Origin of the sequence: Aquimarina acroporae, from assembly GCF_023195925.1 — a bacterium.
In the GTDB taxonomy this organism is placed as follows: domain Bacteria; phylum Bacteroidota; class Bacteroidia; order Flavobacteriales; family Flavobacteriaceae; genus Aquimarina; species Aquimarina acroporae.
On record NZ_JALPRE010000004.1, the window covers coordinates 33,727 to 55,510 of the forward strand.

Annotated in this window: 15 protein-coding genes; 6 read left to right on the forward strand and 9 right to left on the reverse strand. The window is 34.5% G+C overall.

The annotated features are described in order from the left end of the window. Positions 1-112 precede the first annotated feature (112 nt). Positions 113-583, forward strand: coding sequence for an MORN repeat-containing protein (locus tag M0D21_RS08305; RefSeq protein WP_248328324.1), 471 nt, complete (start codon positions 113-115; stop codon positions 581-583). 30 nt (positions 584-613) lie between these two features. On the opposite strand, the gene M0D21_RS08310 is transcribed toward M0D21_RS08305, so the two are convergent. From M0D21_RS08310 to M0D21_RS08335, 6 genes are all read right to left on the reverse strand, one after another. Further along, positions 614-2,050 (reverse strand): hypothetical protein, encoded by a 1,437-nt coding sequence (locus M0D21_RS08310; RefSeq protein ID WP_248328326.1) that lies wholly within the window; start codon positions 2,048-2,050, stop codon positions 614-616. Positions 2,051-2,139: 89 nt separating this feature from the next. Continuing rightward, entirely contained in the window at positions 2,140-3,699 is a 1,560-nt protein-coding gene (locus M0D21_RS08315) for a hypothetical protein (RefSeq protein WP_248328328.1), read from the reverse strand. 29 nt (positions 3,700-3,728) lie between these two features. Continuing rightward, positions 3,729-5,417, reverse strand: a complete 1,689-nt coding sequence (gene lysS, locus M0D21_RS08320; RefSeq protein WP_248328330.1) for a lysine--tRNA ligase — start codon at positions 5,415-5,417, stop codon at positions 3,729-3,731. Between the two features lie 76 nt (positions 5,418-5,493). Further along, a complete protein-coding gene (locus tag M0D21_RS08325) occupies positions 5,494-6,384 on the reverse strand; it encodes a thioredoxin family protein (protein WP_248328332.1) in 891 nt (296 codons plus the stop codon). Between the two features lie 114 nt (positions 6,385-6,498). Next, positions 6,499-6,978 (reverse strand): DUF1573 domain-containing protein, encoded by a 480-nt coding sequence (locus M0D21_RS08330; protein WP_248328333.1) that lies wholly within the window; start codon positions 6,976-6,978, stop codon positions 6,499-6,501. 112 nt (positions 6,979-7,090) lie between these two features. Further along, positions 7,091-8,158: a response regulator transcription factor gene (locus tag M0D21_RS08335; RefSeq protein ID WP_248328335.1), complete on the reverse strand. Its 1,068-nt coding sequence runs from the start codon at positions 8,156-8,158 to the stop codon at positions 7,091-7,093. Positions 8,159-8,273: 115 nt separating this feature from the next. On the opposite strand from M0D21_RS08335, the gene M0D21_RS08340 reads away from it, so the two are divergent. The 3 genes from M0D21_RS08340 to lipB are packed head-to-tail and all read left to right on the forward strand — an operon-like array spanning position 8,274 to position 10,026. Beyond that, positions 8,274-8,432, forward strand: a complete 159-nt coding sequence (locus M0D21_RS08340) for a YqaE/Pmp3 family membrane protein (protein WP_248328337.1) — start codon at positions 8,274-8,276, stop codon at positions 8,430-8,432. A gap of 59 nt (positions 8,433-8,491) precedes the next feature. Continuing rightward, positions 8,492-9,256, forward strand: coding sequence for a hypothetical protein (locus M0D21_RS08345; RefSeq protein WP_248328339.1), 765 nt, complete (start codon positions 8,492-8,494; stop codon positions 9,254-9,256). Between the two features lie 53 nt (positions 9,257-9,309). Further along, complete coding sequence (gene lipB / locus M0D21_RS08350; RefSeq protein ID WP_248328341.1) at positions 9,310-10,026, forward strand: lipoyl(octanoyl) transferase LipB; 717 nt, start codon at positions 9,310-9,312, stop codon at positions 10,024-10,026. 234 nt (positions 10,027-10,260) lie between these two features. On the opposite strand, the gene M0D21_RS08355 is transcribed toward lipB, so the two are convergent. From M0D21_RS08355 to M0D21_RS08365, 3 genes are all read right to left on the reverse strand, one after another. After that, the gene (locus tag M0D21_RS08355; RefSeq protein WP_248328343.1) at positions 10,261-13,635 is read right to left on the reverse strand and encodes a reprolysin-like metallopeptidase; all 3,375 of its coding nucleotides are present in this window, start codon (positions 13,633-13,635) and stop codon (positions 10,261-10,263) included. A 219-nt stretch (positions 13,636-13,854) separates the two neighbouring features. Continuing rightward, positions 13,855-16,323, reverse strand: a complete 2,469-nt coding sequence (locus tag M0D21_RS08360) for a hypothetical protein (protein WP_248328345.1) — start codon at positions 16,321-16,323, stop codon at positions 13,855-13,857. Between the two features lie 133 nt (positions 16,324-16,456). Further along, entirely contained in the window at positions 16,457-17,056 is a 600-nt protein-coding gene (locus tag M0D21_RS08365) for a ribonuclease HII (protein WP_248328347.1), read from the reverse strand. Between the two features lie 272 nt (positions 17,057-17,328). Between M0D21_RS08365 and M0D21_RS08370 the strand changes: the two genes are divergently transcribed. Next, positions 17,329-19,302 carry a putative porin gene (locus tag M0D21_RS08370; protein ID WP_248328349.1) on the forward strand — a complete coding sequence of 658 codons (1,974 nt, stop codon included), beginning with the start codon at positions 17,329-17,331 and terminating at the stop codon, positions 19,300-19,302. A gap of 115 nt (positions 19,303-19,417) precedes the next feature. Then, positions 19,418-21,715: an FdhF/YdeP family oxidoreductase gene (locus M0D21_RS08375; protein ID WP_248328351.1), complete on the forward strand. Its 2,298-nt coding sequence runs from the start codon at positions 19,418-19,420 to the stop codon at positions 21,713-21,715. Positions 21,716-21,784 lie beyond the last annotated feature (69 nt).

Sequence of the window (21,784 nt, forward strand, 5' to 3'; positions counted from 1 at the left end):
GAAAGGAGGTAATTCGCTGGAATACCTCCTTTTGTATTTTATTGGTTTTTATGAACTTAAGATCAAAATGTAAGCTTCTTACCCTTTGTATCGACCCATTTTAAAAAGAAAGATGAGAAAAAATGTAATTTTAATCATAGCGCTAGTCATTAGTGCTTTTGGAATACAAGCCCAGGATGTGAAGTATCCGGTGGTAAAAGGGCTTAAGCAATTACCCAACGGATGGCATAAGTTTTCCTATGCCGGAACCATTTTTGATGTAGAAGTACGAGATGGGTATTTGATAAAAGGCAACGTAACTTGGTTTGATAATTCACATTATTCTGGAAGTTTTGTAGGAAATAAAATTTCTGGGAAAGGAACGTATACCTGGTCCAATGGAGATCGTTATGAAGGCGCGTTTAGAAATAACCAGCGCCATGGAAAAGGAACAATGTACTGGAAGGATGGAAGGAAATATACTGGCAAATGGAAAAATAATTTTCAAAATGGTAAAGGAAAATCCTATGATCCTAATGGAAATCTAACTGCCGAAGGAATTTGGGAAAGTGCTGTCTTGATAAAAGAAAAAAACAAGGCTTAACCTAGGTTAAGCCTTGTTTTAAGTCTGTTTTTAGTTATTTAAATTTATCAAATTTAAGTTTTGGTCGACTGCGCCCATAAATATTTTATATACAGATAAATTACCTAAATTCTCAACCGGGTCGGTTGTTGCGTAGCTTGAAATAAAAATGACTTTATTATCTATGTAAAACAAATCTGGGGTTTCGTCACCATCAAAAAATATGTGTTTTAATTCATTCCCGCTTGCATCAAATTTCCTCAGATAATCATTGGTTGAAATGATAAAAGAATTTCCAAGGTTTACAATTCCTTGGTTACGAATCAGATTATATTTGCGAAAGTCGGTTATTGAAATTACATCTCCAGAGGCATTGGTAACAATAAGCTCTTCAAACCCGTACATCACAATGTTACCTGAAGTTAATTGTTCGATATGAAACCAAGTGGTGCCTAAAGCAAAATCAATAGGCTCAGATTTTAACGCTGTGTTTTCAAAAACTTTGTAAGATGTAAGTTCATGATTATCATCAAAGAAAAACAATACAGGTGTATAGTTGATATAATTATCATTGTCATGTTCAAAAGAACCTCCATACCCCAAATAGCCAGAGTTTACTTTTATTAGATCTCCTAAAAAAGCATTAGGAAGTTCTGTTTTAAATGTATAAGTGTTTAATAAATTATCATTGGCATCTTTAACTTCTATTACCGGATAAATCTTTCTAGGATTTCCAGATACGTACTCAGAGTTTGCGCCATAAGAAATTCTTTTGTCACCTACTGTGATAGCTCCATACATGTTTTGTATACTCGAAAAATCTTGACTCACAAAATTCCCGTTTTCTTCTATGGTAAAAGTAATAGAGGTATTAAGTTCTGGGTGAATAGCGGTAAATGTACACTGGTTAAGATTAGTATTCTTTGTTTTGAAATAATGCCCATAAAAACGAGATGTACTTCCCACAAACAAACTTCTTTTTAAAGTGTAATCGTTATCAACTTCTCTATAAATAACTTTTCGATTGGCCATTGCAGCCAAATAATCACTGGTTTCTTCAATAAAATATAAAGTTTGAGTGTCTTCATCAAAACCAGATCCCAATGTATAAGCATTTGTACCCAAGGGATAATCAAAAAACTTAAAATTGCTTTCACCACTCGATACCGTGATTGTTTTAGAAGTAGAACTGGTTGCTCCTTCGATATTGGTGGCTTCTAAATCAATACGATATGCTCCGGGAGCAGCAAATCGCAATGTGAACTGTGAATCTGAAATTTTTATTTCTTCACCATTCAAAAAATAACTGAAAGTTACTGCAGAAGCATTCTCTGAGCAGCTGGTTATAGTTATTTCTTCTCCCAGCATAGCCTCAGTCTCTACACTGGTTTCAAAACAGGCTACAGGAAGAGGAGTTCCTTCATCTGAGCTGCAGGATAGTAATAAATATAATGATACAAGTGAAAATAGAAATGTAATTTTACGCATAGCTAATTAATAGATTTTAGGTGCGTAAATGTAGTTAAAAAAATGTTAACAACTGGATTGAGGTTATAAGTATATCCTTTCTAAGGGTTTTAATTGCAATTAGATAAGGCATTGCAAAACTGTAATAGACCTTCTTGATTGTTTTTAAATTCACCTTTGTTAGCGCGACTCGCAACTTCCTCGCAATTGGTGGCATATTGCGCGAGTTTTTTGTTTACGCCAAAAATAAAATCGGGCTTAAGGGTCGAAGTTCCTTTGTCATTTTCTGGGGACCTAAGTACCAATTCTTTTTGATTGTATAGAAACAATTCAATTTGGTCAGATTCATGAAGAACCTTTGCTAGTTTTTGGTGAGATAATTTGGTCTCGGTAGACACTTCATCAAAACCAATGGTTTTGTAAATATCACCATTGGCAAGTGCCAAAGTTTTACATTCTTCGGCTTTGTAAGTATTTACATACACCGCTCCATTTTGATCTTTTGTTTGTACATTAACTACATAGCCTATTTTAGCAATATCATTGGTAGCAATGTGAGTAGTAATCGTATCATTTGAGGTCGTTATTAAATACGCTAAAATATCATCAGAGGGTTCTTCTGGCATACTTTTTTGAGTGTCTTCCTCTATCGTTTCATCAATGTCAATTTCAGTAAGATCTTCGGTTACGATATCAAAATGTCTGTTATCGGTTTCATTAACAACGAATTTTGCGGCAAGCCTATCGGCTTTTTCCAAAAGAGACCTTCCATCGCTGGCGCTTATATCAGTTTCTATTATTTTTTTAGCATATTCTTTTGCTTTATCAGGATTGTCGAGATAATAATGGATTTTGGAAATATTGTAATAGCATGCGTGGCGTACTTTACGTTCTTTACGTTTGGTGCCTGAATATTTGTTAGCGGTTTGCTCAAAAGACTCAAGTATGGGTTGTAACCTAAGTGATATGGCATCTACAGGTTCGGTATATTTCATTCGTTCAAAAATGCCCTTTAATTCTTCGTATGCCTTTTGTTGTGCTTCAAATTCGGGATGTTTTTTAGAGCCTAAAATAAGTACGTTCTCATTGGTGGTTTCATAAGGAATATAACCATAGGTTTCATTTAAAAAACTTCGAATTCTTCTTATGATTCTTACCCATTGTTCAGACCTATATCGTTTTCTAATTCCATTTCGATTATCATAAAAGTACTTTTCAGCACCTTCATAATTTCGGTAGCTACTGCTCGTTAGCGTGTTGGTCTCGTAAAAGTCCTCCTTGTAATTTTCTCCAGTAAGAGCATTACTAACTTGTATCGTAGCACTCGAATTGTAATCTACAACAGCAAAGTATTCGTACCAGGTAGAAGTTACATTTCCATCACTATCTTTCTGCTGTCTTTTCTCTTTTCGTATTTCAAATTCACCAACGGCTATATCATGATAGTCAAGTGTAATATCGAGACTGGCTCCAGACTTTACCTTAGAAAATCCTTGTAGGTGAATAAATTTAGAGTTCGTAGAGTATGTTCTTTTACTGTCATCTAATATAGGACTGCTAGGGAGTTTTATGTAAGAAACTGCAAAAGGTTTACGATCTAGTTTTGCACTTTGAGCTACAGAAAGCGCATAGCAAAATAGGGTAAAAGTTAGGAGTAGTTTTATTTTCATAAGGGGCAAATTAGTAAAAATAAAACTATTTATAAAAGTTCAACCAACAAGCCAGAATCAGTTTTGTCTACTTTGGCGAGTTTGTTTTTTGTTAATCCTTTTATGGTTTTATCCCATTTTTTATTGCTTAATCCAGATTGTGACTTTAGCTCATTCAGGTCTATTGGCGAAGCACCTTTCAAGATAGCTATTACTGACTTCTCTTCATCAGTAAGAGCAATAGCTTTCTTTTCTGGACGCATTTGCGGGAAAAATAATACTTCTTGTATAGACTGATTGTTGGTTAAGTACATGATCAAACGGTCCATACCAATCCCCATACCAGACGTAGGAGGCATACCGTATTCCAGAGCTCTTAAGAAATCTTGATCAATAAACATAGCCTCATCGTCTCCTTTTTCACCTAGTTTTAATTGATCTTCGAAACGTTCTCTCTGGTCTATTGGATCATTGAGCTCAGAGTAGGCATTAGCAATTTCCTTACCGCATACCATAAGCTCAAAACGTTCAGTAAGTTCAGGATTGTCTCTATGTTCTTTACATAACGGACTCATTTCTTTTGGGTAGTCTGTGATGAATGTAGGTTGGATATAGTTTCCTTCACACTTCTCACCAAAAATTTCATCGATTAACTTTCCTTTACCCATAGTGTCATCAACTTCAACACCCATGCCTTTGGCCGCCTCACGTATCTCTTCTTCGGTCTTTTCGGTAATGTCAAAACCAGTGAAATGTTTAATAGCATCGGTCATGGTAACTCTTGCATATGGAGCTTTAAAATCGATCTCATTGTCTCCAAAAGTAACTTTTGTGGTTCCATTTACTGCAATAGCACAATGTTCTAGCAATTGCTCGCAAAAATCCATCATCCAATTATAATCCTTGTAGGCTACATAAATTTCCATAGCAGTAAACTCAGGATTATGAGTTCGATCCATTCCTTCGTTTCTAAAATTCTTAGAAAACTCATATACGCCATCAAATCCACCAACAATTAATCTTTTCAGGTATAATTCATTGGCAATTCTCATATATAAAGGAATATCTAACGAGTTGTGGTGGGTAACAAAAGGACGTGCTGCAGCTCCACCTGGTATAGGTTGCAAAATTGGAGTTTCCACTTCAAAATAACCACGGTCGTTGAAGAAATCACGCATGGCATTAAAAAGCTTAGTTCTTTTTACAAAAACCTCTTTTACTTGAGGGTTTACAACTAAATCTGCATATCGTTGACGGTACCGTAACTCAGGATCATTAAATTCATCAAAGGTGTTTCCGTCTTTATCGGTTTTAGGGAGAGGTAAGGGTTTTAAAGATTTGCTTAACAACATAAAATCTTTAACCATAACGGTTTTTTCTCCCACTTGAGTTGTAAATAGTTCTCCTTCTACACCTATAAAATCTCCTATATCTAGGAGTTTCTTATATATTTCGTTGTATTTGGTTTTATCTTCTCCAGTGCATATTTCATCTCTATTGAAATACACTTGAATTCGCCCATCGGCATCTTGTAATTCTGCAAAAGAAGCTTTTCCTTGTATACGTCTAGACATTAAACGTCCGGCAAGAATTACCTTCTTCCCTTCGCTAAATTCATTTTTAATTTGCTCTGAGGTGTGATCTACCGGGTATAAAGCAGCCGGATAAGGATTGATACCAAAGTTTCGCAATGAATTTAATTTTTCTCTTCTTACAAGTTCTTGTTCTGATAATTGCATAATTCTGCCATTTTAAAGGCACAAAAGTAGCGTATTTGGAGAATTTAAAGAAAAGACTAGATAAAAACTTTTGCCCTTAATTTGCAGTCGATATTAATTCTTGAATTTTATCTTTTACTTTAGGATTATCTTCGATTTCTAAGGCCTTTTGATAATGTTTTATAGCATTTTGAACATCATTTATCGCAGCATACTTATTGGCTATGCTTATATAAGCATTCTGGTTTTTGGGGTACAAGAGTGTATTTAGCTCGAATATTGATAGAGCTTCGTCTTTTTTATTGGCGTAAAAAAGAACATTGGCATAGGTGTTCAGCTCGTACATACTTTGGGTTTTGTCTTTAAATTGTCGACTTAGTTTCTTTCCATTTTTTCTGATATAGGTACTCCCATTTTTGTTGAGGATATCATCAATTTCGTTTACAGAAGCATATTTAGAGCGATACTTTCCTGAAAGTATTTTTAGAATGTCTGCTTCTAAATTGTGTTTAGGAGATTCTACAATTCTATTAATTTCTTTACCGTTTTTGTAAAAAATAAATGTAGGTACTCGATGAATATTGAGTCCTTCGTGCTCACCACCTGGGCTTTGTTTATAGGCGTCTTTGGTCCGGTTTACTGCTACTGTGGTAAGACGGTCTAATGGGAAATTACTACTGTCTAAAATTTTGTAAAATTTGGGCACTTCACGTTTGCTGTCCCCACACCAGGTTCCCATAAAAACAGTTATGGAGTATTCGTTTAATTGCCCTGTTAAAGAATCAATTGTAGTTGGATTAGGAATATATTCTGAATAGTTTTTTGAAAACCACTCTTTATAAGGATCTTGCTTAAGTCCTGTTTCATTTATTTTACCCAGTAACATAGGTGGTTGCCCATCGAGAATTACTTCTTGATTAAAAGATTGTGCAGTGCATGTAGCTATACTCAGAATACTTATGATAAAAAAAGAAATGATTGTTTTCATGCTTCGAAATTAGATAGGTTAGTATTGATTTATGGAAACTAAATTGATTACGAAGAGTAAAGGCATTAAAAATAAAATGATGTATTTTTTATGCCTTTACAAAAATGCTTTGGGTTATTTGCTAATAGAGTTACTCATTATTGCGTTAGACTTTGGAACTACCATTGCTTTTATTTTAAGGATTTCTTTCCCTTTTTCTGTATTGGTAGTAATGGTTACCTGTTTGCTCTGTTGGTTGGGTTTTCCGTTTGAATTAAAAGTCACCTGTAAATTTCCTGTTGCTCCAGGTGCAATAGGTTCTTTATTCCATTTTGAAACCGTACAGCCACAACTACCTTTGGCATTGATAATTACCAATGGTGCATTACCGGTATTGGTAAATGTAAAGGTGTGGTTTACAATTTCACCCTCGTTTATGGTACCAAAATCATAATTGGGTTCATCAAAAGTCATTACCGGAAGAAGATTTGCTCGGGCATCTCGAATTTCTGCTGTGGTTACATTTTCTGGGTTTACTTTTTTACTTGCTTTGGTAGTACAAGAGGCTAGGCCAACTAGCGAAATAATAGATAAAATTAATGTTGCTCTTTTCATCTTTTTTGTTTTTGGTTCATAAATAGATTCAATACCAAAAATGAAGAGAAGTGTTCAGGTTTTGGGTAAAACCTGGTTTGAAAAGAGGACTAGACCGGGGGTGGAAATTATGTTATTTATTGGTGAACAGGGCTTTAACTTCGTCTCTTGAAGATACTTTTAGTTTTTTATATAAATTGTTTATGTGTGTTTTTATGGTACTTACACTTACAAACATAGAGGAGGCGATTTCCTTATTCGTTTTATCATTAAGAATAAATTCTAATACCTTCTGTTCTTGTTGAGTAAGTTCTTTTCTAAGGTAGTTTGAAGAATTATCTTCTTTGCGAGAACCTAAAAATTGAAAAATATTAAAACAAACCGAGATTAATAATAGAACTACAATTAACCAAAGCCAATAGTTTTTTGTTTCAGACTGCAAAGGGTCGGTTAAGAATTTGTCTGAAGCTAATTCAGATTTGTATTGATTGAGGTAAATACTACCAGGATAAGTTTTTTCAAGTCTTTTTAGTAATTCATCGTAGTAGGTGTTACGTTTTAAATCATCGAGATAATAAGAATATAAATTACTCGATTTGTTCGATAAAAAAGAATACAGATAAAGCTCAGAAAGAGGCTCATTTTGACCTTGGGTGAAGTTCTGTAATGTAGAAAACCATTTATTGGTATTTAACTTACGATTGGTTTCACTCCGGTACGAAGCAAAAGCATAACGCATCTCATCGATTATGGAGTCTACACTTATAAAAGCATTACTTTTTTCGTTTGTAGAAACAATAGTACAGAATACTTCTTTGTCTAATGAAAACGGTAAGGATATAGAGTCAGTATTATTTGCAACAAATATAACCTCTTCACTATCGGGACAAAAGCCATCGAAATGTACAAGGTGTTCTTTATTGCCGGAACAATTTTCTATGTGTATTCTATAAATACGATTTTCTGAAGGGAGATTATTTCCCGAAAAGCTAAAATAGCCCAAAGAATCACTATGAGTCTTCTGTATGATCTGTTCGGGATATATTCCCGATAATTTGCGGTAGTCTTCAATTAGTGATAAGTAGATGTCTCCAGACCACTTTTCATTGTCGATATAACCTGTAAATTCAAATTGAGAAAATAGAACGCTAGTATTAAAAAGCGCAACAAAGTAAAAGAAACGGTAGAGTTGTAATTTCATAATATTATATCACCGCCTAAAAATATAGAAATTAATTTTAAGTAAATAGTGTAACATTATAAAACCCTTTGCTACCTATAAGTATAATATTTAATTTATTTTTACATCGCGAAATATGAGTTTTTGGAGAGTTTTATTGGCTATTTTTTTTCCCCCATTATCAATATTGGATAAAGGGTGTGGGTCTGTGTTAATAGTATTATTGTTAACAATATGCGGTTGGGTACCTGGTGTGATTGCAGCACTGGTAATTTTGAATAACCCCAATAAATAGTATTCTCTTTAAGAATACTTTTATTTCTTTGTCTTTTGTAAAATCATAAATAGATATAAATGAAAAAACTATTCTCGAGCGCTATATATGTTGCCTTATTACTATGTGTCATAGGATGTAACTTTACTGAAGATCTTTATATTAATGATGATGGTAGTGGTAAGATTTCTGTAAATTTTGATGGGTCTGAACTCATGAAAATGGGAGGAGATCAAATGTCTGAAGGAAAAGAAGAGATTATTGATTCAACTATAGTTTTTAAAGATTTTCTGGAAGAAAAGAAAGATAGTATCGCTACTTTACCTTTAGAAGAACAAAAAAAACTAAAAAGACTAGAGAATTTCAAGTTGCATATGGTAATGAATTCTGTTACGAAAGAAATGAATTTTGATATGTATTCAGAATTTAAAAATGTATCTGAGCTTGGAGATGTTTTTAATGATTTTAAAACGGCTAGTACAGTAGGGAACCAAAATCGAGGGGCCAATGCAGGTCAAAATGGAGCTCCTGCGGCAATGAGCTCTTCAGAAACACAGGGGTCTAGAGTGCTATATTCTTTTGAAGATGGTAAATTCAAAAGAATCACAGAAATTATAGATGAACAAAAACTAAAACAAAGTTTAGATAGCATTGCACAGATGAAGATGTTTTTAGCAAGTTCTACCTATAAATTAAATTATCATTTCCCTAAGAAAATTAAAAATATATCTGCAGAAAAGGCATTGTTTAGCCAAGATGGTAAAAGTTTTACGTTGGAAGTGGGCTTTATGGAGTACCTCGAAAATCCAAAAATACTAGATGTTGAGGTAGAGCTGGAAAAGTAAAAACAAAGTTAACTCACAACGTGAACTTTGTTTAAACTTGTATCTTTGTACCAATGAATAAGAAGATACAGTTACTAGAGCTAGGCCATAAAGATTATAAAGAAACCTGGGATTATCAGGAGAAGCTTTTCAAAGAGATTTTAGATACTAAGGTTAAGAACCGTAGAGAAAGTGCAGGTTTAGAAACACCTAATTATTTTTTGTTGGTTGAGCATCCTCATGTATATACTCTTGGTAAAAGCGGGGATATGAGTAATTTATTATCTTCTGAAGAGGAGCTTAAGGAAAAAGGCGCGTCATTCTATAAAATTAACAGAGGAGGAGATATTACGTATCATGGCCCTGGGCAGATTGTAGGGTATCCCATTTTAGATTTAGATAACTTTTTTACAGATATCCATAAATACCTTCGATACTTGGAAGAGATGGTGATTCTCACCCTTGCAGAATATGGTATTCAAGGGAGTAGAAGTGAGGGTGAAACGGGAGTGTGGTTAGATGTTGGAACCCCTTTTGCTCGTAAAATATGTGCTATGGGTGTTAGAGCGAGTAGATGGGTGACTATGCACGGGTTTGCTTTCAATGTAAATGCTGATTTAGGCTATTTCGACAATATTATTCCTTGTGGTATTCGAGGGAAAGCAGTTACTTCTTTAAATGTAGAATTGGGCCAGACAGAAGTAGATGTCAATGAGGTACAAGAAAAATTATTAAAACATTTCAAAGCTCTTTTTGAAGCAGAATTTATAAAACAAAAAACTGAAGTCTAGTTGGTTGGTTTTTTTGAAATCTTGATTTCCAGGTTGATTAGCATGTAGTCAGAGTCAATTGTGTATTAACTGGATTATGTGTCTATTGATTGGTTTTTGTCACCGTTTTCACGCTCGATGAAAAAGAACGTTCCTAATTCAATAATAAAATTCAAAAAACAATATTCTATATAAAAAAGAGCGATACTTTATAGGTATCGCCCTTTATTTATTGGGTATGTCGTACAGGAAAATTTATTCTTGAATAAATGATATGGTTTTAATTTTACCTTCTCCACCAGGGTTGAGTCTTAGCATATACATTCCTGAGGGTAACTGACTGGTATTAATAATCTTTTGAACCAATTCGCCTCTCATTACTGTAACTCCCAGTGAGTTAATGATTTCGTATTTAGAGTTTTGTTTAGGAACAATTATATTTAATATTCGGTCCTTTTTCACTGGATTAGGAAATGCCATTATTTGTAATGGGTCAGTAGTGATTACACTTTCAATTTCTATAGATCTAGAAGTGTTTCCAATGGTGAAGGTGGTTGACTCTGAAGAGCCAAACTGACCTCCCGAGGCAATTGTGTTACCTTGAGATACAAGAGTATATGACCCATTTCCGTAAGCACAACATATACCATCTCCATAACTATCATTAAGAGTAAAAGTATAGGTTCCAGGTGCTAAACACTCGGTAATGGTTAAGGTTGATCCATCGGGCTGAGAACCATACGTTCCTCCTGATGCTACAGTTTGATTTGTAGCATTTGTAATTTGCCAGCTTGTTTCTTGAGGATAATCATCAAAGTTTAAGGTTAATACAACATCTGTACAAGTAGGCGCGGTTCCTCCATCATTTAGGCGAATATCATCTATAGCCATATCACCTTGCCATGTGTTTCCAGTGACTCCATTAAATCTAAGTTGTACAGCACCTCCCGCATAAGAGCTTAAATCAACATTGGCAGATTGCCAGGAATTCCCTTGATTTCCAGATTTAGACCATAATGATGTCCATGTAGATCCATTGTCAGTACTAGCTTCCAAAGCTAAGCTTCCCATATCTGAACGGCCATACATATGATATTGAAAGATAAAATTAGCCGATGTAGCAGCATTCAAATCAAAACATGGTGAATTTAAAATCGCTCTTTTAGACGGATAATTAGGGGTAGATGATTCCATATAGATGTAATACGTTCCTTGAGAAGCGCTTGAAGGACCTGTGTTTCTAGAAGGTGTACCGTTTGCGTCTACAGTCCAGTTAAAATCATCTCCACTTCCTTGAGTCCAAGCTCCTAAAGTATTTTCAAAACCTTCATTATACGGAAATGTTGAAATACCAGCATTACAGGCAGTACCTCCACCAGAAGATTGAGTGGTTACTGTTATGCTATTACTTTCATTAGATTCATTACCTGCAGCGTCTTTCGCAGTAATGCTAAAAGTATATGCTGTATTAGGAGATAATCCACTTACCTGAAAAGAAGTATTCGAGGTCGTTGCAATAACTGTGCTACCTTGAAAAATGTCATAACCTGTAACACCAGTATTATCTGTAGAAGCATCCCAATCTAGGTTTACCGTGGTTTGAGTCACATTGGAAGCAGTTAAATTAGCTGGGGCAGAAGGAGCTTGAGTGTCCCCACTACCACCTGAGGTAATTTCAAAATTAGTATTAGAGATATCATAAAAAATATGATTCGACCCTCTTACCATAATTCTATTTTGAGTACCTATAGCGTTGGGAACTGTTATGGCATGTGAGCCATCATTGGTAACAGCAGAAGCAATGGTAATAGGGTAGGTGTTTCCTCCATTTGTAGAGAGAAGAATGTCAACGTTTGCGGCATTTATCCCATTACCAGTGGTTCCTGCAACATTCCAGGTTACTGTTTGTGTAGATCCTGAAGGCCAGCTTACACTGGTGTTTGGAGAATTAACAACAAAAGGTCCTGCTCCACCAGCAACAGTGACTCTCATATTGTCACTAGCGGTACTTCCTCCTCCTGGAGCATTATCTCTAACAGTTAATCTAAAATTCATTGTTCGGCTGACGGAAGGAACTACTTCCCAAGTAGAAGATGTCTGTCCTGCTATGACCGTTGGTAATGCGGGCATATAACGATCGGGAGAAGATGTTGGGTTTAAAGATCTAAATGCTGGTCCGTTGGTAGATGAAGCTGAAGGAGGCATAGTAGCAGGTTGTGCATCCATTTGCTCCCAACAGTAGGTGAGTGTGTTACCAGTATTAGCATCTGTAGCGTTTCCTTTGAGAATAAATGGAGTAGATGAAGGAATTGTGTAATCTGAACCTGCGTTTGCGGTAGGAGCTGCATTTCCCGTATTACTTTGAGCACCACAAGTGCTGCTTCCTTGAGAAATATTTTGCCACATTTCTTGAATGCTTATAGCATGAAAATAAGCATCACTGTTGTTTTGAACATTTGGAGAACAAATTCCCGCATATCCCATAATAGTAGAGGCACTACCCGGTTCTACTGAAGCATTTGATCTTTGACAGCTATTATTTTGTGTGTGATTACCTCCATATTGATGTCCCATTTCGTGGGCCACGTAGTCTACGTCATAAGGGTCTCCGATAGGTTGATTCTGACCAGTAATTCCTCTTGCTTTAGAATTTGTACAAGGAGATCTTAATTGAGCTAATCCTCCTCCTCCAGTACTAAAAGCATGTCCAATGTCATAGTTGTTAAAACCAATAACATTATCGCATACTGTTTGACTTTCATTAATTAGAGAGCCAGCACTGTTGTTGCTTAAATTATCGGTATTGGGATTTAAGAAAATAATATCGTCGTTATTATTTACCAAAACCATGGTAAGAGAGAGGTCTCTTTCAAAAATACCATTAACTCTAGTCATGGTAGTGTTTACCGCAGCTAGTACAGCGGCTTTTTTGACCTGATCTGTTGCTCCAGAACTAATACCTTGATTATTTAAGTGAAACTGTGAATATTCACCAGTACATGCTACAGCAAGTCTAAAGGTTCTTAGTCTACCATCATTCGCGTTTTTATTTGTTGGTATGTTTTGCTCTGAAGAATTAGATTTAACGGTTTCTTCTACCATGCATCGAAAACCACTTGGGTCAGATGGTAAATCTGTTTTGTAATAAGCGATATAATCCTGCTTATCCTTGGTATATGGATCTATAAATATGGTTTTATGATTTCCAGAAGAAATCATAACATGCATACCTCCTGATTTAGATAAACTAAACCGTGCAATCGATGTTGGGTCATCAATACCATATCCAACATAAGATTTTATGTCAGGGAATTTTTTGGCAAGTTCTGGTTCAAAAATAGAGGCTTCAAGTATGCTGAAACGTTGGATGTCGCCATCCTTAGCAGGAAGCTCTAAGATAGTTGTTGAAGTTTTTTGATTAGATCTTGAAGGTGTGTTTTCAAGAATGGATGTTAGTTGTTTCGAATTTAAGGTGAATAGTTTATAGCTATTTGGGGTCGTTTTCCTAAGTTCTTTGGCCTTAGTGTTTGTCTTGCTTGCGGTTGTGGGAGTCCAAACTTGCGCGTGAATGCTAATACCCATTATAAATAATGAGGATACCAGCATTTTTTTCAAAATGCTTGTTTTCATAGTTGAGTTGATTTGTGTTAGTTATGATCTAGAACTAAGATACTTGAAGTTTAGTGCTTTACACAAGTGATTTAACACAATAGTTAACAAAAAACTAATGAAAAGTTAATGCTTGAATGTTTACCTTTTAGTCTGAGATATGTTTTCTCCTAACTAGAAAAGTACGCAAAACAAAAAGCCGAAGTGTAAACCTCGGCCCTTTATTTTGTTATAGATGATTTAGTTTATTTGGTAAATTAAAATACTGTTATCTTCCCCTTGTACGACAAACTCTAGATTAGGATCATTGTCTATGTTACCAAGATTTAAGCCAGAATTTCCATATACAGGGAAATTTGGAAACAGTTCTGCATTACTGTCATATAAATAAACTTTCTTAGCTTGTATATCGGTTATAGTTATATAAATCTTATTATTGATATAGAATAATTTAGGTTCAGAGTATACGCCGTAATCTAACTCTAAAGTCTTACCTTTTATAGCAAGTTTATTTTCTGAAAAGGTAACCAATGTTTTATTAGTGCTTACCATTCTATTGTCTTCATTTAATTTCAGATTTTGACTAACTGCATTTCCATCTGTCTGAATTTGAATTAACTTCCCATCTTTGGTAGTAGAGGTAAATTTATCTTGATATTGATACCATTCGTTTTTAGAGAAATTCACTTTTTCTTTGACCTTAACTCTCGGTCTTCCCAATCGATCAAGAATAGAAAGTGTTCCATTTTTTTCGGCAAAAACAATATAATCTTTCGTTCCTATTCTAATATGCTTAGGGGGTAAGATAAGATCGGTTTCTGTTCCGTTAAAACCAAAGCCTGTAACAACGTCACCTTCTGCGTTGAACATTTTTACCTTATTTCCTTGGGTTATTACAATGCGATAACGTTTACTTTTGTCATAGTCAAATAAAGCCAAGGGTTGTGTAATGGTTTCGTTGAACTTTTTTGGATACGGAGGTACATCTTTTCCATTTCTGTCTACTAAGTAAAGTGTACTAGCAGTATTAAACAAAAGCTGATATCTTCCATTTTTATAAATATCAATTTGTTGAATGTCACCTAGAATTTCGCCATCAATTTGTTTTTTCCAAAATATCGAGCCTTTGTCAGATATCAAATACAAGTTATTGTCTATATCTTGTATCGCAACATCCATGCCTTTGGTTCTATGGTTTTTTACCAGTATGGGTTTGTTTAGTATTTTGTTTTCTAGAGTTGTTGAAGCGGTTTGAGTTACAGATGATACTACTCCCTGAATACTGTTTTTCTGTAAAACTCCATGTATGTGGGCAAAATCATTTTCTTTTATGATTTGTAGCAGTCCCATTTGGTATCCTTTATAGGTAAGATCGCCCCACTGTTTTTGATATTCTTCTTTTACATTATTAGAAATATATTCTTTTATGCTTTTGATATTTCCTGCAATCAAGATAGAAGAATCATCAGACAAGCCTTGTATAGAATTAGCATAATATTCTTGTTGATCTATAATGGTCAGATTTAGGATATTTGCAATAATATCTTTTAAGGTGTTTGTGGAGGAACTAAAAACGATAAACTCATCTCGCACAAAATAATAGTTAGCCTCAATATTTTTTACCAGTGGTGTTAGGATTTGAGAAAAAGACGCCGGCTTTTCATTTTTGTAAATGGAGATATTTCTGTACGTTTCTATTTTTTCTCCTCCAAGACTTTCAGAGGCAGTTTTAGAATCTAAGGAATTTAAAACAAGAGCTTTTTCTTTCTCCATAAAGACGATCCCTATTTCTGAAACACCAGATAAAATTTCATCTAAATCACTAGGAATATCTTCTAATTCTCTTTCCTGAGCTTTGGCTAGATTTTCTTTTAGTGTCTCAAAATCGTCATAGGTATAGGATATAAAGCCTTTTGCTGTGACAGGGGTCACTTTAGAAATTTGGTTGGTTTGCGCAAGGGTGTTATCAAAAATTCCGATGGTACTTGATAAAGAGTCTTTTTCTATAGCTATACCATCCAAACGCACTGTATTTTGTTCAATAGTAGCGTCAAGAGACATCCAACCACTAAAATTTTGTATATCGGTAAGTTCGGTATTTGGTAATAGTGATGTATGTATATTTTGCAGTTTTTTTCCATTTACCAGAATAGATAAGTTAGCATCTGTACTGGAAACTTCAAATACCTTCTGAAGATCATCTTCAATAGGTAAAGGGTTTGTATGTGCCCTAATTGCATTTTCTATAAGTAGCTGAGAAGAAGAGGCAATAAGAATACTGTCTTGTCGGGTTGCATAAAATGTCTTCCCTTTTGAATTGATCTTGTAAATAACTTTTTCAGAATAATTTATAGTCTCTACGTTTTTGGTGTCTAGAGAATCAGATTTAATTATCGAAGGGTTAAATTTTGAGATATATGTATACTCAAAATCGTTTTTACCTCTAGGAGAAAAGCAAAGTAAACCTTTTGGATGATTGGTTTCATCCAATATAGATAAGTTTTTAAAATAGTCAACTAGGGCAAGTTTTGAATTATTTTTTAACAAACTATTGTCTCTAAGTTTACTAGAAGCCTGTTCGAGATTGTTAATTTTAATGATTACTTGTGAATCTCTGGGAATATGATCGATTAGAGTACTAGATTTCTTAGTGTCGTTATTACATGAAAATGCTATAAAAATCAAAAAGAGTAAAGCTGTCTTTTTCATTATACGCCTTTGTTTTATAGTGCTGAATGAATTTTTCAAAAGTAAAGATTTATAATTCTTGCTTTGCAAAATATAAAGTGAGTTTTTAATACTGAAATATAGGTTAATATCTGTGAAATTTAGGCGAGATATCTCAAAAATCTAGTGAAAGTTGTTCGGGCAGTAACCTGAAGCTCTTCCGATGATATTTGGTAACGCCGTATTTTCGGATAGCGTCCCTATGTTCTGCTGTAGGATAACCTTTATTTTTTTTCCAGTTATACATAGGATATTCTTCATGTATTTTCTCCATAAATTCGTCTCGATATGTTTTTGCCAATATAGATGCGGCTGCGATATTTAAATATTTTCCGTCACCTTTTATAACGCAGGTGTGAGGTATATTATGATATGGTTTAAATTTATTTCCATCAACTATAATATATTCAGGTTGAGGTTTTAATTGTTCTATAGAGCGATGCATTCCTAAAATTGATGCATTTAATATGTTGATCTTATCGATCTCTTCCATAAAAATATGTGTCACACCATAGGATATTGCACAGTCTTCTAATAGAGGTTTTAAAGATTTTCTCTTAGACTCACTAAGCTGTTTAGAATCGGTAAGTATTGCATTTCTGAAATTATCAGGAAGTATTATGGCTGCAGCAGTAACTGGACCAGCCAGGCAACCACGGCCAGCTTCGTCTGTACCGCATTCTGTAAGATTAGGGTTTAATTTTAATGTAAGCATGATGCGAAGATATGGTATGAAACGAACATTAAGAAATTTAAAAATTTTTCACAAGAGGGTTTAAACAAGTAACTAGGTATAGTCAAACGTTTAAATGATTTAATATAGTGGATTATTATGATTGACAATGACTTAAGAATATGAAATTGAATCCTAAAAATAATGTTTGGGTGTCCGTTTTTCTGATACCCTATAAAAGTTGATATAAACAAATAATACGCATGAATTACTTTCGCCAAAAAAGTATATTTTTGCCACAGTTCAATTTACTGATGAGAAAAAAAATAATATTTGTTATAGCACTGGTATCCTGTTCTTTAATTTGGGCTCAGGAAGGTGAAGGCGAAACTCCAGTGTCGAGCGATGGTCTTACACGTAACTTTTCTGCACCGCGTAAGGATAAAAAAGAAAAGCCTCCTATTACAGATTATAAAATCATTAGTATTAAGAGTGATACAACTTATGTAGATACGACCTTAACATTGCTAAAGGATTATAAGTTTAACTATCTTAGAAGAGACGATTTTGAACTGCTTCCTATTAATAATGTAGGTCAAACATATAATAGTCTAGCTAAGCGAGAAGAAAGAGATCATATTTTGCCTCTCTTTGGTGCTAGAGCAAGGCATTTTAACTTTATGGAGGCAGATGATATTAACTATTATCATGTTCCAACACCTCTTACCGAGCTATATTTTAAAACTACTTTTGAACAAGGACAGCAATTAGATGCATTTTTTACTGTAAATACTTCACCCAGGCTTAATTTATCTATTGCATATAAAGGAGTAAGGTCTTTAGGTAAATATCAGCATGCTCTAACAAGTACGGGAAATTTTAGATCTACATTAAGTTATCATACCAAAAATAATCGTTATCAAATTAGAACACATTTCGTGTCTCAGGATCTGTTAAATGAGGAGAATGGAGGGTTGTCTTCAGAAGGAATTGATCAATATTTGGCAAGAGGTGAATTTTTGGGTGAAGAAGATGAGTTTGCAGATAGAGGATCAATTACGGTGAATTTTGAAAATGCAGAAAGTATTTTACTAGGTAAGAGATGGTATCTTAATCATCAATATAATATCATACGAAAAACTGATAGTTCTTCTACAGCGTTAGCGGTAGGTCATATTCTTGATATTACCGATAAATCTTTTCAATTTGACCAAACAACACCAGCTACAGACAATTTATTAGGTGAAGCCTATGAATCTGGAGCACTTTCAGATAAGGTAGCTTTAGAAGATTTTAGTAATCAGGTGTTTTTAGACTTTTCAAATAAGTGGTTAGGGCACCTGCGGATATTGGGAGGAAGTTCAAATTATAATTATGGTTATAATACTATACTAACACAGGTAGATTCTGAAGGTGCAGAAACAAACATTACAAATCGATTGAAAGGAGATGTGTATTCGGTAGGCGGAGAATACGAAAACTACTATAAAGGGTTTGAGCTTTTTGCAGATGGTAAAACTATTGTATCTGGAGATTTTGATGGGTATTATGCCAATGCTGGAGCCGGATACCAACTTAACGATAAATACAGTTTGCAAGGAAAAATTTCGGTTAATTCTGTGGCTCCAAATTATAATTTTCTTTTGTATCAAAGTGATTATGTGAATTATAATTGGCAAAATGATTTTGATAATGTAGAAACACAAAAATTACAAATCAATTTAAAAGCAAAAAACATTGCAAATATCGAGGCGAGTTATGCTACGATAAGTAATTACACATATTTTGCAAAAAATGCCGATTCGATTACTGTTCCTCTGCAAGCTTCAGAAAATATTGATGTCCTTAAGGTGAAACTAACCAATAGTTTTAAATATTGGAAAATAGGATTGGTAAATACAGTAATGTATCAAAATGTACAAGGAGGAGATCAAATATATAATGTGCCAGAGATTATAACACGTAACAGCCTGTATTATGAAGATCACTGGTTCAAGAAAAAAGCGCTCTTTTTACAAGCCGGAGTTACCTTCAAATATTTTTCGAGTTATAATGGAGATGCATATGATCCTGTATTGTCTGAGTTTTATGTGCAAAATGATGAAGAAATTGGAGGGTTCCCACAAATAGATTTATTTTTCAATGCTAAGGTGAGACAAACCAGAGTGTATTTTAAAGTAGAGAATTTTGGTGAAGCATTTAGCCAAAATAACGAATTTTCAGCCCCCGGTTATGCGTATAGAGATGCGGTTATTCGATTTGGACTGGTGTGGAATTTCTTCTTGTAATCAGTATTGTTGAAACGTTGTAATACATAAGTGTAAAGAATACATTTATAATCTTCATGTTTTTGTTCTAACTCGTATCTTTGGTACTATTAAGTATTCTATTATTGATAATATTATGAGTGAGACTTCCAAAAGAAATATCTCTGTCCTTGGGCCAAATGAATTTACGGGGATAAAGCTAAAAAAACCTGCAAACTACGCTGCCGGACTCCCTGCAGTAAAAGTTGCAGTGCAACATGCTTTAAAAGAGATGGGGGTAGTGAAGTCTTTTCGTGCGCTTAATCAAATGAATCAAAAAGAGGGTTTCGATTGCCCTGGTTGTGCTTGGCCAGATCCAGAAAAACCATCTAAATTAGGAGAGTATTGTGAGAATGGAGTAAAAGCCCTTTCTGAAGAGGCAACTCATAAAAGAGTAGATAAAGAATTCTTTAAACAATATTCTGTAGAAGAATTATCTCGATGGTCAGACTATAAAATTGGTAAAAGTGGAAGGCTGGTAGCGCCAATGGTTTTAAAACCAGGTAGTGTACATTATGAACCTATTTCTTGGGGAGATGCATATCAATTAATAGCTGAAGAATTACATCAATTAGATAATCCAGATCAAGCAGTTTTTTATACTTCAGGTAGATCAAGTAATGAAGCCGCATTTTTGTATGGTTTATTCGTAAGAGCATTTGGCACCAATAACATGCCCGATTGTTCAAATATGTGTCACGAATCTAGCGGTGTGGCTCTTAGTGAAACATTGGGAATAGGTAAAGGTTCTGTGAAACTTGAGGATTTTGATAAAGCAGAAGTAGTTATGGTGATAGGTCAAAATCCTGGTACAAATCACCCTAGAATGTTATCGGCACTTCAAAAGTGTAAGGAAAATGGAGGTAAAGTGATTAGCATTAATCCCCTTGAAGAGGCAGGGTTAATTAGATTTAAGAACCCTCAAGAATTTAAGGGGGTATTTTCTTCGGGTGCCGCTTTAACAGATATTCATCTTCAGGTAAAAATAAATCAAGACGTTCCTCTGCTTAAGTTGATAATGAAAAAACTGCTTAAGATAGAAAAGCAAGATGGAGGTGTTTTTGATCATGATTTTATAAAAAAGTATACTCAAGGATACGAAGATCTATTAGTAGATCTAGAAAAATATACCGAAGAAGAGTTATTACAATTGTGTGGCGTAGATGATAAAAGGATAATAGATGCGGTGAATATGCTGGCTAGTAAAAAGAAAATTATCATTTGCTGGGCTATGGGGCTTACACAACACAAAAATGGAGTAGAGAATATAAAAGAATGTGTGAATCTTTTATTATTGAAAGGGAGTTTGGGTAAACCGGGAGCTGGAACTTGTCCGGTACGTGGGCATAGTAATGTTCAGGGAGACCGCACGGTTGGTATTATGCATCATGTTTCGCCTGCTTTAAATAAGGCTATAATTAATACTTTTGGATTCAACCCTCCTGAGAAAGAAGGTTTAGATACTGTTCATGCTATAAAAGCAATGCATGAAGGTGACGCCAAGGTTTTTGTAGCATTGGGGGGTAATTTCTTATCGGCAGCATCAGATACAGAATATACCGCACAAGCGCTTCAAAATTGTAATTTAACAGTAAGTGTAAGTACTAAGTTGAATAGAACTCATTTGGTAGCGGGTAAAACTTCATTGATTCTTCCTACTATTGGACGGTCAGAAGTAGACATTAAAAATGGGAAACCAAGGTTTTTTACCGTTGAAAACAGTATGGGTAAGGTACATCGATCTAAAGGGTTGATAAACCCGGCTTCAGATAGCCTAGTAAGTGAGCCTGAAATTATTGGAGGAATAGCAAATGCATATTTTAAAGAGGGACATTTAGTGCCGTGGAAAAAAATGTCAGAAGACTATGACCTTATACGAGAGAAAATAGAAGAAGTGATTATAGGTTTTAAAGGACTATCTGCAAAATCTAAAGGAACAGGTTTTTACCTTCCAAATAATGTGCGTGATTTAGATTTTAGCCGTCTACCCAATCAAAAAGCTCAGTTTAGTACCTGCGATTTGCCAGAACATGTTATAAATAATGGAGAGTATTTGTTAATGACTATTCGATCACATGATCAATTTAATACTACTATTTATGGATTGGATGATCGTTACAGAGGTATTTATAATGAAAGGAGAATAGTATTGATGAATAAGAAAGACATGAAGAAGGAAAGTTTAGAAGAACTTGATGTTGTTAATTTAGTAAGTTATTATGACGGCAAAGAAAGAAAAGCAATTAACTTTTTAGTGATATCTTATAATATACCGCCTGGAAACCTTGCGTCTTATTTTCCCGAGACCAATGTTTTGGTTCCTTATAATCACTTCGCTACTAAAAGTAATACCCCTATAAGTAAATCTGTGATTGTAAAAGTTGAAAAGCAATAACGGTATTATTTCTAAAACCTCTATTTTTTCCTTTATGTAAACTTTGGGTAATGAGGTTGTTATAAAAAC

Bases quoted from the DNA above. Each gene is read 5' to 3' on its own strand.
- M0D21_RS08305 (WP_248328324.1), top strand. From the start codon at position 113: ATGAGAAAAAATGTAATTTTAATCATAGCGCTAGTCATTAGTGCTTTT.
- M0D21_RS08310 (WP_248328326.1), bottom strand. From the start codon at position 2,050: ATGCGTAAAATTACATTTCTATTTTCACTTGTATCATTATATTTATTA.
- M0D21_RS08315 (WP_248328328.1), bottom strand. From the start codon at position 3,699: ATGAAAATAAAACTACTCCTAACTTTTACCCTATTTTGCTATGCGCTT.
- lysS (WP_248328330.1), bottom strand. From the start codon at position 5,417: ATGCAATTATCAGAACAAGAACTTGTAAGAAGAGAAAAATTAAATTCA.
- M0D21_RS08325 (WP_248328332.1), bottom strand. From the start codon at position 6,384: ATGAAAACAATCATTTCTTTTTTTATCATAAGTATTCTGAGTATAGCT.
- M0D21_RS08330 (WP_248328333.1), bottom strand. From the start codon at position 6,978: ATGAAAAGAGCAACATTAATTTTATCTATTATTTCGCTAGTTGGCCTA.
- M0D21_RS08335 (WP_248328335.1), bottom strand. From the start codon at position 8,158: ATGAAATTACAACTCTACCGTTTCTTTTACTTTGTTGCGCTTTTTAAT.
- M0D21_RS08340 (WP_248328337.1), top strand. From the start codon at position 8,274: ATGAGTTTTTGGAGAGTTTTATTGGCTATTTTTTTTCCCCCATTATCA.
- M0D21_RS08345 (WP_248328339.1), top strand. From the start codon at position 8,492: ATGAAAAAACTATTCTCGAGCGCTATATATGTTGCCTTATTACTATGT.
- lipB (WP_248328341.1), top strand. From the start codon at position 9,310: ATGAATAAGAAGATACAGTTACTAGAGCTAGGCCATAAAGATTATAAA.
- M0D21_RS08355 (WP_248328343.1), bottom strand. From the start codon at position 13,635: ATGAAAACAAGCATTTTGAAAAAAATGCTGGTATCCTCATTATTTATA.
- M0D21_RS08360 (WP_248328345.1), bottom strand. From the start codon at position 16,323: ATGAAAAAGACAGCTTTACTCTTTTTGATTTTTATAGCATTTTCATGT.
- M0D21_RS08365 (WP_248328347.1), bottom strand. From the start codon at position 17,056: ATGCTTACATTAAAATTAAACCCTAATCTTACAGAATGCGGTACAGAC.
- M0D21_RS08370 (WP_248328349.1), top strand. From the start codon at position 17,329: ATGAGAAAAAAAATAATATTTGTTATAGCACTGGTATCCTGTTCTTTA.
- M0D21_RS08375 (WP_248328351.1), top strand. From the start codon at position 19,418: ATGAGTGAGACTTCCAAAAGAAATATCTCTGTCCTTGGGCCAAATGAA.